At 47.8% G+C, this 15,359-nt stretch carries 16 protein-coding genes and 1 other RNA gene; 13 read left to right on the top strand and 4 right to left on the bottom strand.

What is annotated here, in order from left to right; genetic code table 11:
• The first annotated feature begins 34 nt into the window (after window positions 1-34).
• Complete coding sequence (locus tag AWU77_RS15525) at window positions 35-952, top strand: LysR family transcriptional regulator (RefSeq protein WP_062065196.1); 918 nt, start codon at window positions 35-37, stop codon at window positions 950-952.
• On the opposite strand, the gene AWU77_RS15520 is transcribed toward AWU77_RS15525, so the two are convergent.
• From AWU77_RS15520 to AWU77_RS15510, 3 genes are read right to left on the bottom strand one after another with little or no spacing between them, the layout of a single operon-like run.
• Window positions 949-3,417: an EAL domain-containing protein gene (locus AWU77_RS15520; RefSeq protein ID WP_062065194.1), complete on the bottom strand. Its 2,469-nt coding sequence runs from the start codon at window positions 3,415-3,417 to the stop codon at window positions 949-951. The genes AWU77_RS15525 and AWU77_RS15520 overlap by 4 nt on opposite strands.
• 27 nt (window positions 3,418-3,444) lie before the next feature.
• Window positions 3,445-3,876: a response regulator gene (locus tag AWU77_RS15515; RefSeq protein WP_062065192.1), complete on the bottom strand. Its 432-nt coding sequence runs from the start codon at window positions 3,874-3,876 to the stop codon at window positions 3,445-3,447.
• A complete protein-coding gene (locus tag AWU77_RS15510) occupies window positions 3,869-5,332 on the bottom strand; it encodes a PAS domain S-box protein (protein ID WP_062065190.1) in 1,464 nt (487 codons plus the stop codon). The genes AWU77_RS15515 and AWU77_RS15510 overlap by 8 nt, the downstream gene beginning before the upstream one ends.
• Window positions 5,333-5,368: 36 nt before the next feature.
• On the opposite strand from AWU77_RS15510, the gene AWU77_RS20525 reads away from it, so the two are divergent.
• On the top strand, window positions 5,369-5,533 hold the full coding sequence (locus AWU77_RS20525) for a hypothetical protein (protein ID WP_193747547.1): 165 nt from the start codon (window positions 5,369-5,371) through the stop codon (window positions 5,531-5,533).
• 60 nt (window positions 5,534-5,593) lie between these two features.
• Here the strand turns inward: AWU77_RS20525 and tpx are convergent, their stop codons facing one another.
• Entirely contained in the window at window positions 5,594-6,091 is a 498-nt protein-coding gene (tpx, locus tag AWU77_RS15505) for a thiol peroxidase (RefSeq protein WP_062065187.1), read from the bottom strand.
• 276 nt (window positions 6,092-6,367) lie between these two features.
• On the opposite strand from tpx, the gene ffs reads away from it, so the two are divergent.
• The 11 genes from ffs (at window position 6,368) to AWU77_RS15450 (ending at window position 15,352) form a co-directional block, all read left to right on the top strand.
• An RNA gene (gene ffs, locus AWU77_RS15500) (signal recognition particle sRNA small type) lies at window positions 6,368-6,463 on the top strand.
• 175 nt (window positions 6,464-6,638) lie between these two features.
• Window positions 6,639-8,597 carry a DNA polymerase III subunit gamma/tau gene (gene dnaX, locus AWU77_RS15495; protein WP_062065294.1) on the top strand — a complete coding sequence of 653 codons (1,959 nt, stop codon included), beginning with the start codon at window positions 6,639-6,641 and terminating at the stop codon, window positions 8,595-8,597.
• A gap of 22 nt (window positions 8,598-8,619) precedes the next feature.
• Entirely contained in the window at window positions 8,620-8,940 is a 321-nt protein-coding gene (locus AWU77_RS15490; RefSeq protein ID WP_062065184.1) for a YbaB/EbfC family nucleoid-associated protein, read from the top strand.
• Window positions 8,941-8,987: 47 nt separating this feature from the next.
• Window positions 8,988-9,581: a recombination mediator RecR gene (recR, locus tag AWU77_RS15485; RefSeq protein WP_062065181.1), complete on the top strand. Its 594-nt coding sequence runs from the start codon at window positions 8,988-8,990 to the stop codon at window positions 9,579-9,581.
• 5 nt (window positions 9,582-9,586) lie between these two features.
• Window positions 9,587-10,738 (top strand): ribonuclease D, encoded by a 1,152-nt coding sequence (gene rnd / locus AWU77_RS15480; protein WP_062065178.1) that lies wholly within the window; start codon window positions 9,587-9,589, stop codon window positions 10,736-10,738.
• A gap of 17 nt (window positions 10,739-10,755) precedes the next feature.
• Window positions 10,756-11,052, top strand: coding sequence for a YcgL domain-containing protein (locus AWU77_RS15475; protein ID WP_062065175.1), 297 nt, complete (start codon window positions 10,756-10,758; stop codon window positions 11,050-11,052).
• Window positions 11,053-11,085: 33 nt separating this feature from the next.
• On the top strand, window positions 11,086-11,529 hold the full coding sequence (locus AWU77_RS15470) for a YcgN family cysteine cluster protein (protein WP_062065173.1): 444 nt from the start codon (window positions 11,086-11,088) through the stop codon (window positions 11,527-11,529).
• A gap of 49 nt (window positions 11,530-11,578) precedes the next feature.
• Window positions 11,579-12,064, top strand: a complete 486-nt coding sequence (locus AWU77_RS15465) for a hypothetical protein (protein ID WP_238582474.1) — start codon at window positions 11,579-11,581, stop codon at window positions 12,062-12,064.
• A 192-nt stretch (window positions 12,065-12,256) separates the two neighbouring features.
• Window positions 12,257-14,266, top strand: coding sequence for a VWA domain-containing protein (locus AWU77_RS15460; protein WP_062065168.1), 2,010 nt, complete (start codon window positions 12,257-12,259; stop codon window positions 14,264-14,266).
• A gap of 65 nt (window positions 14,267-14,331) precedes the next feature.
• Window positions 14,332-14,742, top strand: a complete 411-nt coding sequence (locus AWU77_RS15455) for a GNAT family N-acetyltransferase (RefSeq protein ID WP_062065164.1) — start codon at window positions 14,332-14,334, stop codon at window positions 14,740-14,742.
• Between the two features lie 142 nt (window positions 14,743-14,884).
• The gene (locus tag AWU77_RS15450; RefSeq protein ID WP_062065161.1) at window positions 14,885-15,352 is read left to right on the top strand and encodes a Dps family protein; all 468 of its coding nucleotides are present in this window, start codon (window positions 14,885-14,887) and stop codon (window positions 15,350-15,352) included.
• The last annotated feature ends 7 nt before the right edge of the window (window positions 15,353-15,359 follow it).

Genomic DNA, 15,359 nt, shown 5'->3' with positions numbered 1-15,359 from the left:
TTCGCAAGCTCACCAGCAACCTACGGAGCCCACCATGATCGAAATTCGCCATTTAAAAACCCTGATTGCCCTGCGCGAAAGCGGCAGCTTGGTGGAAGCCGCTGAGCGTTTGTTCCTTACCCAGTCGGCGCTTTCGCATCAGCTTAAGGAGTTGGAGTCGCGTTTGGAGTGCGAGCTGTTTATCCGCAAAAGTCGCCCGCTGCGTTTTAGCGAAGCCGGCAAACGCATTTTGTTATTGGCTGAAGAAGTGTTGGCCAAAGTCAGCGAAGCGGAGCGCGATGTAAAAAAACTCGTGCACGGTGAGGCGGGGCGTTTGTATATGGCGATTGAGTGCCACAGCTGTTTTAACTGGCTGATGCCGACGATTGATATTTATCGCAATCAATGGCCGGGCATTGAATTGGATTTTTCTGGCGGTTTTACCTTTGAGCCGCTGCCTGCACTGGCGCAGGGCGATATAGATTTAGTCATCACCTCTGATCCGCAAACGATTAAAGGCGTGGAATATGTCCCGCTGTTTGGCTACGAAATGCAAATCGCACTGGCGAATAATCACTCTCTTATCGCCAAGAAATTTTTGCAACCAGAGGATTTAGCCGATCAAACGCTGATTAGTTACCCCGTCGCGCGCAATCGCCTGGATGTGTTTAAACAATTTTTGGAACCTTCCGGCATTGAACCCAAAGCCATACGAACATCTGAATTAACCTTGATGATGGTGCAGTTAGTGGCGAGTGGGCGCGGTGTCTGTGCCTTGCCCAACTGGGTGTTGGATGAGTATGTGGCCCAGGGGTTAATCAGTGTGCGCTCGGCGGGGCAGGAGGGGATCTGGCCTACGCTCTATGCAGCATTGCGCGAAGAGCAGTTGAGTAAACCTTTTGTGCAGGATTTTTTGCAGTTAGCCAAGGCGCATTGTTTGAAAAATCTACAGGGTGTGGTGCAGGTGATTTAATAGTGAGTGCGCAAAAAAGTTAACAAGTCGCTGTGTGAAAGTGGGTGTGAAAACAGATAGCCTTGGCCTAAATCACAATTGCGCGCCGACAAAAAAATCTGCTGACTTATTTCTTCTATACCTTCGCCGACGATTTGCATTGGGATAATATTGCTCAGCCCAATAATGGCATTTACCATTTCATCATGTTCTTTTGCCGTACCTATGCGGTTGATAAAAGATCGGTCAATTTTCAAATAATGCGGTGCAAAGCGCACTATGTAGCTCAGGGACGAATAACCAACACCAAAATCATCCAGTGAAATCTTAATGCCGATTTGTTTTAACTCACTGATATGTTTTAAATTGTGTTCAGTATTTTGTAAAAACATTTGCTCGGTAATTTCTACAATCAAATACCTGGCAGAAAACTGATTTTTTGATAGCGCTTGCATAAAAATGTTAGTTAAGTTTTCTTGTTCAAATTGCCGTGCCGATACATTGATAGATACAGCGATGGGAAAACCTGCAGCATGCCACTGACTGGCTTGAGCGCAAGCCTGCTGGATTACCCAGTCGCCAATCGGCACAATTAAGCCACTTTCCTGTGCGTAGGGAATAAATTCATCGGGCGATATGGTTCCGCGAGTCGGATGGTGCCAGCGCAGCAACGCTTCAGCGGAGACAACTTTCTGGGTTTTTAAATTAACAATAGGTTGATAATGTAATTCAAATTCATGGTTGGTAATGGCTTTACGTAAATCGTTATCAAGCCGCAACCGGCCATGTACATATTCTGTCAGTTCTTTGCGATAGAGCTGGTAGCAACCGCGCCCTTTAGCTTTGGCATCGTAAAGTGCGCTATCAGCGTTGCGCAGTAGTGTTTTTGCGTCATCGCCATCCGTTGGGTAAAGCGCTATACCAAAGCTCATACCTATGTGGATTTTGTTGCTGCCGAGGCGAATAGGTTTGTTGATTTTTTTTAATAATTTTTCTGCAACTGTAACGACTGATTCAAATTTATTGATATCTTGTAGCAGTACAACAAATTCATCCCCACCTAATCGACAGATGTTGTCTTCAATGCGCAGCGATCTTTGTAAACGGCGCGCAATTGTTCTGAGCAGTTGATCGCCAGCTTCGTGGCCAAGGCTATCGTTGATGTTTTTAAAGTGATCTATATCGCCAAAAAGTACCCCAAAGGGAGACGAAGATCGGCGTGATTTTTGGATAAGATGGGTGATTTCTTCCTGCAGTTTCGCGCGATTGCCTAGGCCTGTCAGCGAGTCATAGTGAGCCAATTTAATGAGCTGTGATTCATACCGCTTGCGCTCTGATAAATCGTATACCTGTAAGAGATGACAGGGTTCGCTGTCAATTTTTTTGATAAAAGCAAGGCTGATCAATACTGGCACGGCATGGCCATCTTTGGCAATAAAGCGGGTTTCGTACTGAATAAATGAGTCTTTGTCCAGACGATTTTTTTTCATTTGAAATTCGGTATTGTCCAGATCATCTGGATGAATTAATGATAAAAAACCGGGTAGCGAAGTGATTGAAGATGAGTTTGGGTGTCCCAGTAATTGATACAGCGCTGGATTAGCTTGCATGATGGTGCCATCGAGAGTGACAATCATCATCCCTAATGGCGCATAATTAAATGCAGCACGGAATAATTGTTCGCTATTGGCCAATGCCTGCCGGGTTATTTCAATATCGTTAATGTCGGTATTGCTGCCGAGCCAGCGGACAATTTCATTGCGGTCATTTTTTTGTGGGACGGCGCGTGAATCAAACCAGCGATATTCGCCATCATGGCGGCGGATGCGAAATACTATGTACATCTCTTCGCCAGTGCGGACTGCTTTTTTCCATGATTGAGTAAGCTGTTCACGGTCGTCTGGATGGATTTGATTTAGCCAACCATTACCCAATTGTTCTTCCAAGCCAATGCCGGTGTAATCGCACCAGCGACGATTTAAAAAATCACAATCACCATTGGGCAAACAAGTCCATGCTAGTTGGGGTAATCCTTCGGCTAGCTGATTGAGTCGGGTACGATTTTCTTTTATGGTTTGTTCTGACTCGGCCCAGAGTAAGCCATCATCCAGACTTTGTATTAGTTGTTGGGCATTTAAGCCTCGCTTGGGCAAGTAATCGAAAACACCTTCACGCATAACGTTGGCAATCACCCGCTCATTATCGTTACCACTGATCATAATAATCGGGGTTGGCGTGTTTTTGTGGTTGCGAATTTTCTCAATAATTTCAGATGAGGAGGTGTCCTGCAGGTGATAGTCCAGAATAACAAAATCAAAATTGTGTTGAGTTATGAGTTGTTCAGTTTTTTCGGCAGATGTGGCGGTTACAATGTTGATTGATGCTGGAGACTTTAGCAAAAGGTTGGTAATTTTTTCCTGATCAACGTCATCATCCTCTACCAGAAGAAGCTTAATGGTTTTCTTGTTCTTGGTGTTGATGATCATTGCAACTATTCCTGTTGATTGCTGTGTTTAGAGCGGAAATGCAATGGTGTTGCGATAGTTGTCCAATAGGGTGGCAAGCTTGGAAAACTGTGGGCCAACGGCAGACTTCACCATATAACCCGCAATGTTCTCTTGGTATGCATGCGACTTGTCTGAATCGGCATCTGATGTTGTCAATACAAAAATAATGGCATCGCGCAAATTATCGTCGCTGCGAACCTCGTGTAGAAACTCAAAACCATTCATGCGTGGCATATTTAAATCCAGCAGAATCAAATAGGGCTTTTCGATTGTGAGTTCACTGTGTGTGGAGCGTAAAATCTCCAAGGCTTCCATGCCGTCGCGTGCGAGTGTGATGGGAAAGTCCATGGCGTGTTTGCGCAGGCTGCGCACTACGGACTCTGCGGCGACATCATCATCTTCAACAATAAGAATGTTGACTTTAATCGGGTTATTCATCTATGTCTTTCCTCGCAAAACGTGGCCACCAAACATGGAAGCTGCAGCCGGTATTATTAGTATTGCTGATAAGTTCTATTTGCCCGCCGTGACTTTCCGTCAGGCGTTTAGCCAGTGCCAGGCCGATCCCGCTGCCGCTGGCGGGGGTATTGTTTAAGGTTTGAAATAGTCTAAAAACGCGCTCCTGTGCTGCCACCGGAATACCGGGGCCGTTGTCGCATACTTTGAATAAACAATAGCTACCGCTGGCCTCTGCACTGATAGAAATTTTGGGTTCTACACCAGTATGATGTTTAAGTGCATTAGTAAATAAATTACGTAGTACCGTTTCTAATGGTATTTTTGCAGCGTAAATTTCTTTAATGCTAATGGTTTGGGTGATTTCGAAATGAGCCGGTACGGGGTGCAATTCGATGATTTCATTGATTAGTGTACTGACATCGATAGCGGTGGATTCTTTGGCGCGTTTGCCCGCGCGGGCATAGAGCAGCAAATCATCAATCAGTTGCTCCATGCGGCCAATGCGCACTTTTATGCGCTCAATATTTTTAGTTACTGGTTCCGGCGCCAGTGTGCTTAAGTCTTCTTTGATCCACTCAACCAAGTCGCTAATGCCGCGCAGTGGTGATTTCAAATCGTGTGAAGCGACATAAGTAAATTCTTCAAGGTGGGCATTGGCTTGCTTGAGATTTAACTCCAATCGTTTGCGTTCAGAAATGTCAGTTACTACCGCAAGTGTGAGGTTACCTGCATCGCTTTCGACTGGGCTCAAACCAATTTCAATGGGGATTTCTGTTCCGCTTTTGTGGCGCCCGGTGAGATCGCGCCCTAAACCCATAGCGCGCAAACTGGGTTTTTGCACATAGCCCGCCCGCAGTTTTTCATGCCCTTCTCGGTAGCGTTCGGGTAATAAAATATCCATGGATTTGCCCAGCAGTTCATCTTTGCTGTAGCCAAAAAGAGTAAGTAAACTCGGATTGATTAACTGGATGATGCCGCGCTCATCGACTAATAGCTGGCCATAGGGTGAAGCCTCAATCACTTTTACTAGCCGTTCTTCTAATTGTTTGCGGCGAGTGATGTTGACTATAGTGGCAACAATGAATTGTTCGTCATCAGCCGTTAGCGAGCGCAAGCCAATCTCTAAAGGAAATTCGCTTTTGTCTTTGCGTTTCCCATAAAGATCACGCCCTGCACCCATATAGCGAGTAGATGGTTGATCGATATAACTTTGGCGCAGTTGTGCGTGATTACCGCTGAAACGGTCGGGCAGTAAGATATCGATTGACCGGCCAACCAGTTCGTCGCGCAGATACCCAAACAAACGTTCTGCTTCGGCGTTGAGATAATTGATGCGCCCATCTTGATGGGTAACAATAATTCCAGCGGGCACTGCATCTAATAATTCCCGGACGTATCCGGGTTGAGCTTTCTGGCCGTCGTCCTGAGGGGGCATCCTCTCACTCTCCCTTTATAGAAAAGCCTGCATATTGTGCGTCGTCGTCGATCAGTATGGCGACTACAACAAGAACTGTTCATTGTTGAGTATAGGCAGCACTTTATTGGAGGTGCGGAAGAAGATAAAAAAATAAGGTCTTTTTCAGAGCTTTTAGCGATTAAAAAAATATTTTTAATTTTTTGTGGTGCAGAAAAATAGTGCGGATATAAAAACGCCAGCATGTAGCTGGCGTCGGGGTGTGCTAAAACTTGCGTTAGCTTATGCCAATGCTTTCAATGCTGCGTCATAGTTTGGCTCGTGCGCTACTTCGCTAACCAGTTCAGAGTGTAATACTTTGCCCTCGGCATCAAGTACTACAACGGCGCGAGCGGTCAAACCAGTCAATGGGCCATCAACCAGTTTTACGCCGTAATCAGCTGCGAATTCGGAGCGGAATGCGGAGGCTGGAATTACTTTGTCCAGGCCTTCCGCACCACAGAAACGTGCCAGAGCAAAGGGCAGGTCTTGGGATGCACATACAACAACGGTGTTTTCCAGAGCACTTGCTTGAGCATTAAAGGTGCGGACAGATTGTGCACAGGTTGGGGTATCAACACTCGGGAAAATATTCAGCACTACACGCTTGCCAACAAGGTCGGCAGAAGAAACTTCGGATAAGTCCGTTTTAACCAGCTTAAACGCTGGTGCTTTGCTGCCTGCGGTGGGCAAATTGCCGTTGGTGTTGAATGGATTTCCTTTGAGGGTGACTGTTGCCATTGAAATACTCCTAAACGAGGGGATGGGTTTGTTGTGGTTTTTGTCGTAAATAATTGCTGCATGAAGCCTAGTTGATAGTGGCGAAAAAAGAAATTGCAATGGGCGCCACTATAATAAAATCTTTTAATAACAAGCGATTGCTCGCATCAGTCTATATATAATTTCCAACATTGCGCCTTGCATTGGTCGGGCAAAGTGATGATAATGCGCGCCTCTTGCATTGACCTCTCCCGGTTTTACTCAGGTACAGGTATTTGCAAGCTGCAATGGTGATCTAGCCGGTCCCCTCGCAATAATGATCTGTAAACCCCGCCAGGCCCGGAAGGGAGCAACGGTAGCAGTAAGTTATGTGCCGGGGTGTGGCTGGTTAGATTGCCACCTAATCTCCCTCCCTTTGTTCATTTTTACGCTTCATTGCCGGTTACGCTGGCGATCTCATCCCCGTTTGCCTGCTTGCCCGTTGGTGTCTATTTCCACCATTGGCCGCTATAATCGCGCCCTGTTTTTGGCAAACCGCCTCCTTTTTGACGAGAGAGCAGCAATCGGCATGAGCTATCAAGTTCTGGCGCGTAAATGGCGCCCAAGAGTGTTCCGCGAAATGGTAGGGCAGGAGCATGTCCTGCAGGCATTGATTAATGCGCTGGATCACAACCGCTTGCACCACGCCTATCTCTTTACCGGTACCCGTGGGGTGGGTAAAACCACTATCGCGCGGATTCTCGCCAAATGCTTGAACTGCGAAACCGGTGTTAGCTCGGAGCCCTGTGGCCAATGTTCCAGCTGCCGCGAAATCGCCGAAGGTCGTTTTGTCGATTTGATCGAAGTCGATGCTGCCTCGCGCACCAAAGTAGAAGATACCCGCGAGCTGCTGGAAAATGTCCAATATGCGCCGACCCGTGGTCGCTACAAGGTTTACCTGATCGACGAAGTCCACATGCTCTCTAATAGCAGTTTTAACGCACTGCTGAAAACCCTGGAAGAGCCTCCACCGCATGTAAAGTTTTTGCTGGCGACGACTGACCCGCAAAAGTTACCGATGACAATCTTGTCGCGTTGTTTGCAATTCAATCTTAAAAACATGAACCCCGAGCGGATCGTGCAACACCTGAAGTTTGTGTTGAACGAAGAACTGGTGCCGTTTGAAGAGTCGGCACTCTGGCATCTTGGCCGCGCTGCCGACGGCAGTATGCGCGATGCAATGAGCCTGACCGATCAAGCTATCGCCTATGGTTCAGGCAAAATTACCGATGCCGAAGTCAGCACCATGCTCGGTACCATCGACCAGACTGCGGTTTACGACATAGTTAACGCGTTGGTTTCATTGGATGGTCGCGCGGTATTGGCAGCAGTGGAGCGTATGTCGGAGCAGGCGCCAGATTACGCCAGTGCGCTCGCAGAAATGTTGGCGGTATTGCACCGTATTGCGATTGCCCAAGCGCTGCCGGAAGCGGTAGACAACAGCCACGGTGATCGCGAGCGCATTATGCAACTCGCACAGCAATTGCCATCGGAAGATGTACAGCTGTTTTATCAAACCGCTTTATTAGGCCGCCGCGATTTACCGCTCGCGCCAGATCCCCGCGCCGGATTTGAAATGGTATTGCTGCGTATGTTGGCCTTTAAGCCGCAGGGTGTAATGGAAGTACCCACGCAAGCATTGCCACAATCAACTACACAGATTAAACCCGCCGCTGCAGCTGCAGCTGCTGTTGCAGTGCCAGTGGCCGCTCCGGCTCCCTCGCCACAAGTCATTAACTCACCTGTTGCAGTTGCTCCAGTGGTTGAAGCTGCGCCACCTGTTGCTCCGGCTTCGGCTGCCAGTTCTGCTCCACAATCTGCACCGGCTGCATCCGCCCCGCCGGTGATCGAAGCGGGATACGGCGATGTTCCGACTGATGACTACGTGCCTGCCGAGGAAGATGAATACGAGCCAGCGCCAGCGTACTACGAAGCACCTGTTGCCGCCGCGCCCGAGGTAAATGAACCAAAAAAGCCTGAGGCGGCGCAGCCGCCGGTAGTTACAGCGGCGGCAATCCCGGAAGTCACTCCTACTGCAGTACAACATGTAGCTGAACCTGCTAAAGCGCCTGCGCCAAAAACACTGCGCAAGGTGCCCTATGAGCAAGCCAGCCCAGCTGATTGGACTGAAATTTATTTAGGTTTGGGTGTGACTGGTATTTTGCAAAGTACCGTGGCGAATTGTCAGATGACTAAACGTCAGGGCAATGATTTTTATTTTGTATTGGATAAAAACAACAGCACCTTGTATGACACAGGCCATGAAAAGCGCCTTGCCGATTTACTTAGCGATTATTTTGTCGAACCGGTGCGCGCTCATATCCAACTGGGTGATATTACCGCCGAAACGCCATCGGCCATGGCCATTCGTCTGCGCGAAGAACGCCTGCAAGATGCGATTAGCGCAATCCACAATGATCCCATAGTGCAACAACTGATCGCACAATTTGGTGCGACCCTGCGCGAAGAAACGATTCAACCCATTTAATTATTTTACGAAAGAGGATGCTATGAAAGGTCTTGGCGATTTGATGAAACAAGCGCAAGAAATGCAAGCCAATATGCAGAAAATGCAAGAAGACTTGGCCAAAGCAGAAGTCACCGGTTCCGCTGGTGCAGGTCTAGTCAGTGTGGTGATGACCGGCCGTCACGATGTAAAACGCGTGAACATAGATGCAAGCTTGATGACTGAAGACAAAGAAATGTTGGAAGATTTATTAGCCGCCGCGGTGAATGATGCAGTGCGTAAAATTGAAACGCAAAATCGCGAGCAGATGGAAAAAATGACATCTGGCATGGGTATTCCACCGGGTTTCAAAATGCCATTTTGATGGTTGAGTGTGCGTAATTATTTTCTTTTCTGAGTGCAAAGTGTTTTATGTTCAGCCCGCTAATCGATGACCTCATGGCTTCCCTGCGCTGTTTACCCGGCGTGGGCCCCAAATCTGCCCAGCGAATGGCGCTGCATTTGTTAGAGCGCGACCGCGCGGGCGCCGAGCGTCTTGCCCAGAGTTTGCACAAAGCCGTTGAAGGTGTGGGCCGCTGCCAGCGCTGCCGCACGCTCACCGAGCAAACACACTGTGGTATTTGTGCGAACAATCGCCGCGACAACAGTTTGCTCTGTGTCGTTGAAACCCCGGGTGATGTGTTGGCGATTGAACAGGCGGGAACTTATCAGGGAAAATATTTTGTATTACTCGGCCATTTGTCGCCGATCGATGGTATCGGCCCTGAAGATATAGGTGTTGATCAATTAATTAGTTTGCTACAACAAGAACCGATCACCGAAGTGATTCTTGCAACCAATCCCACCGTAGAAGGTGAGGCGACGGCTTACTACATTAGTGAGCGCGCCAAGAATTTAAATGTGACTGTTTCGCGTATAGCCCATGGTGTTCCACTCGGTGGCGAGTTGGAATTTATCGACGGCGGTACACTTGCTCATGCCTTTTCCTCTCGCAGAAGTTTGTAATCTTAATGCTAATTCCGAGTGAACCAATCTGGATTGATCAGGACGATCAATTGGCCGAGTTGTGCGCTGCATGGCGTCAACAAGCGGCAATTGCGGTGGATACCGAATTTATGCGCAGCGATACCTTTTATCCAATCGCTGGCTTGCTGCAAATCGGCGATGGCAAAGGCTGCTATTTAATTGATCCGCTGGCGATACAAAACCTTGCGCCGCTGCGCGAGCTGATGCTCGACACTGCGGTAACCAAAGTGCTGCATTCCTGTTCGGAAGATTTGGAAGTGTTTCAACGCTGGTTGGGTGTAGTGCCTGCGCCTTTGTTTGATACACAAATCGCCGCTGCGTTTGCCGGTTTGGGTTTTAGTTTGGGTTATTCGGGATTGGTTAAGAGTTTATTAACGATTGAAATCCCCAAAGACGAAACCCGCTCCGATTGGTTGCAGCGCCCGCTCAGTGTGGCGCAATTAAATTACGCTGCATTGGATGTTGCACACATGTTGATTGTGTACGGAAAATTATTGCAACTGCTTAAAACCAGCGAGCGTTTGGAGTGGGTGAAAAGCGATTGTGCCGACTTGGTAACCAATGCACGCAAAACAGACGATTACAGCGATGCTTATCAAAAAGTGGGATTTGCCTGGAAGCTGCGCCCACAAGAGTTGGCGATCTTAAAACACTTGTGTATTTGGCGTGAACGCGAAGCGCGCGCGCGCGACCTGCCGCGCAATCGTTTGATAAAAGAGCCATCGCTGTGGGAAATCGCCCGTAAAAGAATTCAGGATGTAGCGCACTTGGCCAAAGTGGCGGATATTCCATCGCGCACATTAAAAAACGACGCTGAAACAATTTTACAGATTGTGCGCGATGCGCTTGAGCTAAATGAATCCAGTTGGCCGGCGCGTCTCGATCCGCCCTTAGCGCAGAGCGAAGGGCCACTGATGAAAACACTTAAAAATTATGTGCGTGAATATGCAGAGCAGGCACAGTTACCGCCGGAAGTATTAATCCGTAAAAAGGATTATGAATATTTAGTGCGCTCGGGCATGCATGGCGGTCAATACCAATTACCGGAACGGCTGTTGGGTTGGCGCTTTGCGTTGATCGGGGAGGGGCTGCTTAATCTGGTGAACTCTCAAGCGCCACACACTGAAGCACATTAACGTAGCGGATATTGACTATGAAAATTATTTGTGAAATTTACCGCAGCCCCAAAGAAGAAGGCATGTACCTCTACGTTAAAAAAGAAGAGGGTTTAACCAAAGTGCCAGAGGAACTGTTAAAGATTTTTGGCAAACCGCAGCAGGCGATGGTGCTGTTATTAACGCCGGGTAAAAAATTGGCGCATGCCAGTGTAGAAAAAGTGGCAGAGTGTTTAGACGAGCAGGGCTTTTATTTGCAATTGCCGCCGCGCAATGAGCGCGACCCGGAAGCTGAGCGTTTGCGTGCGCTCAATTCAAAATTGTCTGGTCAATAATTCGGATACTTTTGTTACTCACTTGGAACGATCATGGCACAACAGGTTTTTTGGCTAGCAAAAACACTGGAGCAAATGTCTGCGGAGGAATTTGAATCCCTCTGCGATGGTTGTGGTAAGTGCTGCCTGCATAAATTAGAAGATGAAGACGACGGCGCGGTGTATTACACCAATGTCGCCTGCCGCTATTTGGATCATGACACCTGCCGTTGTCAGGAATACACTGAGCGCCAGCGCTTGGTAGAAGCTTGTGCGGTGTTATCGCCGGAATCTGTGAAAGAAACTTACTGGCTGCCAGAAACCTGCGCTTACCGCTTGGTGGCGGAAGGGATACCGTTATTTGACTGGCATCCGCTGATTTCTGGTGATGCTGAATCGGTACACACGGCGGGTATATCGGTGCGCGGCAGGGTGGTGCATGAAAATAGCGTGAATCCAGATGATCTGGAAGATCATGTTGTACGTTGGGTTAATTAACCGGCTAAGAGCCTGATTAGGGGCGAGAGGAGACTTGTTCGTGGAAAATATGACTGACTATCAATATGCCTGGATGATGTACCTGATCGGTGCGGTTGGTTGCAGCCTTGCCGCTTGGTTGCTGTTTCGCCGCGCTGGTCGCGCATGGGTGCATTTTGTGGTTATCACCGTGATGGTAATTTTGTTTACGCCCTATGCCGTTGATGCAGAAACCATGACCATGGCGCCCGCCGTTTATACGCTGTTATTCGGGTTTATGGAGGGCGGTTTTACTGCGATCAAACCGGTATTGAAGGTGATGTTAGGGCTTTGGATTGGCACATTAGTGCTCTCACTTATTTATCAATTACTGACCCGCAATCGCGGTCGGGCGCAACCCCAAGCTGTTCATCGGCAAAAGCATACCAAAGAGCGTCACTATGATGAGGAATACGCCGAAAGTGCGCGCCGTGCGTCTACTCGCCCTTTAACACGGGAAGAGCGAATCGCGCGGGATGAGTTGATGCATGAAGAGCCAATACGCGCGGTTCGTTAGCCATCAGCCTGTTTGATTGATTCGCGATATTAAAGCCAGCCTCAGCGCTGGCTTTTTAGTTTTCCCCCTTCCATTCCTAAAAGTCTCGCTGCTGCTCAAAATGGCGAAATAGCTGTGAGCTGCTATAACTAATGGCGATATCAGCACAAAAAAGCGGCAGGTTACCGCTGCATTTGCGCTGGAGTGACTACTATGGAAACTCTCATGCGACATATTATTCGTCTACTAACACTCATTACCGTGGTTTTGGCGCCGGGGCTTTTTTCAGCTGCGCTGGCGGTGGCTAATGAGCTGGCCAAACCTCTGCCTGCCGATGTCAGGGTGATTATTGATATCTCCGGTAGCATGAAAAAAACGGATCCACAGAATTTGCGCAAACCTGCGGTGGATTTAATCGTGCGGCTCTTGCCTGACAACAGCAAGGCGGGTCTGTGGACCTTTGGCCAGTCAGTTAATATGCTGATGCCTCATCGAGTAGTTGACCCCCAATGGCGCAGTGAAGGCACCCAAAAAGCGACTTCAATTAATTCGGTGGCCATGTTTACCAATATTGGCGCCGCACTGGAAAAAGCGACTGAAGATTACGCAACGCCTGCAAAAGATTATCGCCGCAATATTATTTTACTCACTGATGGTGTAGTGGATGTCAGCAAAGAAGCGGTCGTTAATTTAAATGAACGCAAACGTATACTGACTGAATTGTTACCACGTTTAAAAGCATCAGACTATCGCATTCACACCATTGCGCTCTCTGCCGATGCAGATCATGAATTGATGAAAAAACTGTCGCTTGCCACCGATGGTATTTTTGAAGTGGCCGAGACAGCCGATGAATTGATGAGCACTTTTTTGCGAATTTTTGATCAGGCAGTACCAGCTGAACGTGTCCCGCTCGATGAAAATGGTTTTCTGGTTGATGCGAGCATTCAAGAATTTACCGCGCTGATTTTTCGCAGGGCTGAAGTGCCTGCCACCATTATTGTTGCCCCAGATGGTAAGGAGTACAGCGATACTGACCCCAGCAATAACGTCAACTGGTACCGCACCAGCAAATACGATTTGATTACTGTACAAAAGCCTGTTTCAGGTCAGTGGAAAGTCAAAACAGATATGGATCCGGGTAGCCGCGTCACGGTGGTGAGTAATTTACAGTTGGTTGTGCAACCGCTAAAAAGTAATATCCGCCCTAATCAATCCTTGGGGCTGGTCTACTCTTTTCAGGAAAATAATCAAACCATTACCAACAAAGACTTTCTGGGGTTACTGACGGGAAAAGCATTAATTGCTAATCCGTCCTCGCACGAGGTTACCGAAATTGAACTGGCTAATACTGTGCCCGCAGACGGAATTTTCCAGCAGGAGTTAAACGGTTTTACCGGGCAGGGTGAGTATGATGTCACGCTTGTTATCGACGGTAAAACCTTCAAACGCGAATTTATTCATCACCTCAATATCACCGATTCCGCGTTCAAATTGGAGAAAAGTCAATCTGAACAAGCGGGTAAAAAGACCTGGAGTTATCGCTTGGTTGCTGATTTGGAGAGTGTTGATGTTGCCAATACCCATGTCACAGCAAAAATCAAAAACTCTAAAGAAAAAAATTTAGAGCAGAAACTCAATACGATTGCAAAAGAGTATTGGGAGTTTTCATTTGCACCTGTGCAGGCGGCTAAATATGAAATAGAACTGCAGGTAGAGGGTAAGCAAATCGATGGCAGTCCGTTAAGCGAAATAATTAAAGCTGATCAGTTTTATTTTCCCGATGAGGCCACTGTATCGGCAGAAGTACAACCTAAACCGACTCAGATAGAGCCCGCCGCAAGTGAACCTGAAGTTGCAGTTGAGCCGGAAGAACCTGCAGCAGAACCCGCTGAAAATAATCCCAGCAATCTGTGGTTATACCTTGGTCTGGGAATCGGCAATCTGATTGTGGTGTTGTTAGGCTACTTTGCCTATCGTTTAATTTCTGGCAAGGGCAGTAAAGACGAATTAGCCGAGATTGAAAAAACCTTAACTACAGATACTGCCAGTTTGAAGAAGGATCCAGATAAAAAAACCACCATTGATGTAGCAGATGATGAGACGGCGCATATTCCGATGGAGGAGTCGTCACCTCCAGAAATGACTATGCCGGACGATTTAATGGCAGATAATTTATTTCCGTTGGATAATATGGACGATTCCGATGGTGATAAAAAATAAATACATATATGCCTGTAAAAAATTCAGCTGCTACAGATACGGCTAGCGTAAACCATGGCTTTCGTATGGTTGAACCTGCGAGTTTTCCATTAATAGACCGTTTCTATCGTGCGCAGGGTTACAAAGTAAAATGCGGGACGAGTGAGCTTGTGTACGCTATAGCTGCCGAGAGTGAAGGTTTTATCGCTGCTGCCCGCTTGCTGCCGCAAACTTCAGGGCATTTTTGGTTGCGTAATCTATTAGTGGCGAATGATTGGCGCGGGCAAGGCATAGCAACAGGGTTGATGCAGCAGCTCTTGCCGAACTTGGCACCGCAGGGCTGCTACTGTTTTGCGCTGCCGCATTTAACTGGTTTTTACAGCGCATTGGATTTTACGCAAAACCCCACACATTGCCCTGAGGATATTCTCCGCACTTACACCACTTATCGCGCCCGTGGGCGAGATTGGGTGCTGATGGGATTTATTCAGGGTTGAATCAAAGATATTTATCCCCACCATAGAGAAAGGCAACTAGTAGCGGAGCATGTCGCTGCCTATAGTCGTTTCAAGTTTTAGTCATTGTTCAGTCAGTTATTAAATTGTTCAGTCAGTTATTAATCGGTAATAAGGAGTCACTATGAATATTGATATCGGGATTTCTCAAGCCCATCGCGAGGATATCGCCAAAGGGCTGTCTCATCTGTTGGCCGATACCTATACCCTTTATTTAAAAACCCATAACTTTCACTGGAATGTGACTGGCCCCATGTTCCAGACACTGCATTTAATGTTTGAAACACAATATACCGAGTTGGCACTGGCGGTGGATGTAATCGCCGAGCGCATTCGCTCATTGGGCTTTCCTGCCCCCGGCACCTATAAACAATACGCAGCAATGAGCAGCATCAAAGAGCAAGAGGGAATCCCTCAGGCACAAGAGATGATTAAGTTGCTGGTGGAAGGGCAAGAAGCTGTTGTGCGCACCGCGCGTTCGCTCTACCCATCAGTAGAAGCGGCCAGTGATGAAGCCACCGCTGATCTGCTCACCCAGCGTATCCAATTACATGAAAAAACCGCATGGATGTTGCGCAGTTTGCTGGAGTGACAGTAAG

This window comes from Cellvibrio sp. OA-2007 (assembly GCF_000953825.1).
In the GTDB taxonomy this organism is placed as follows: domain Bacteria; phylum Pseudomonadota; class Gammaproteobacteria; order Pseudomonadales; family Cellvibrionaceae; genus Cellvibrio.
This window is presented reverse-complemented; position numbering and strand designations above follow the sequence as displayed.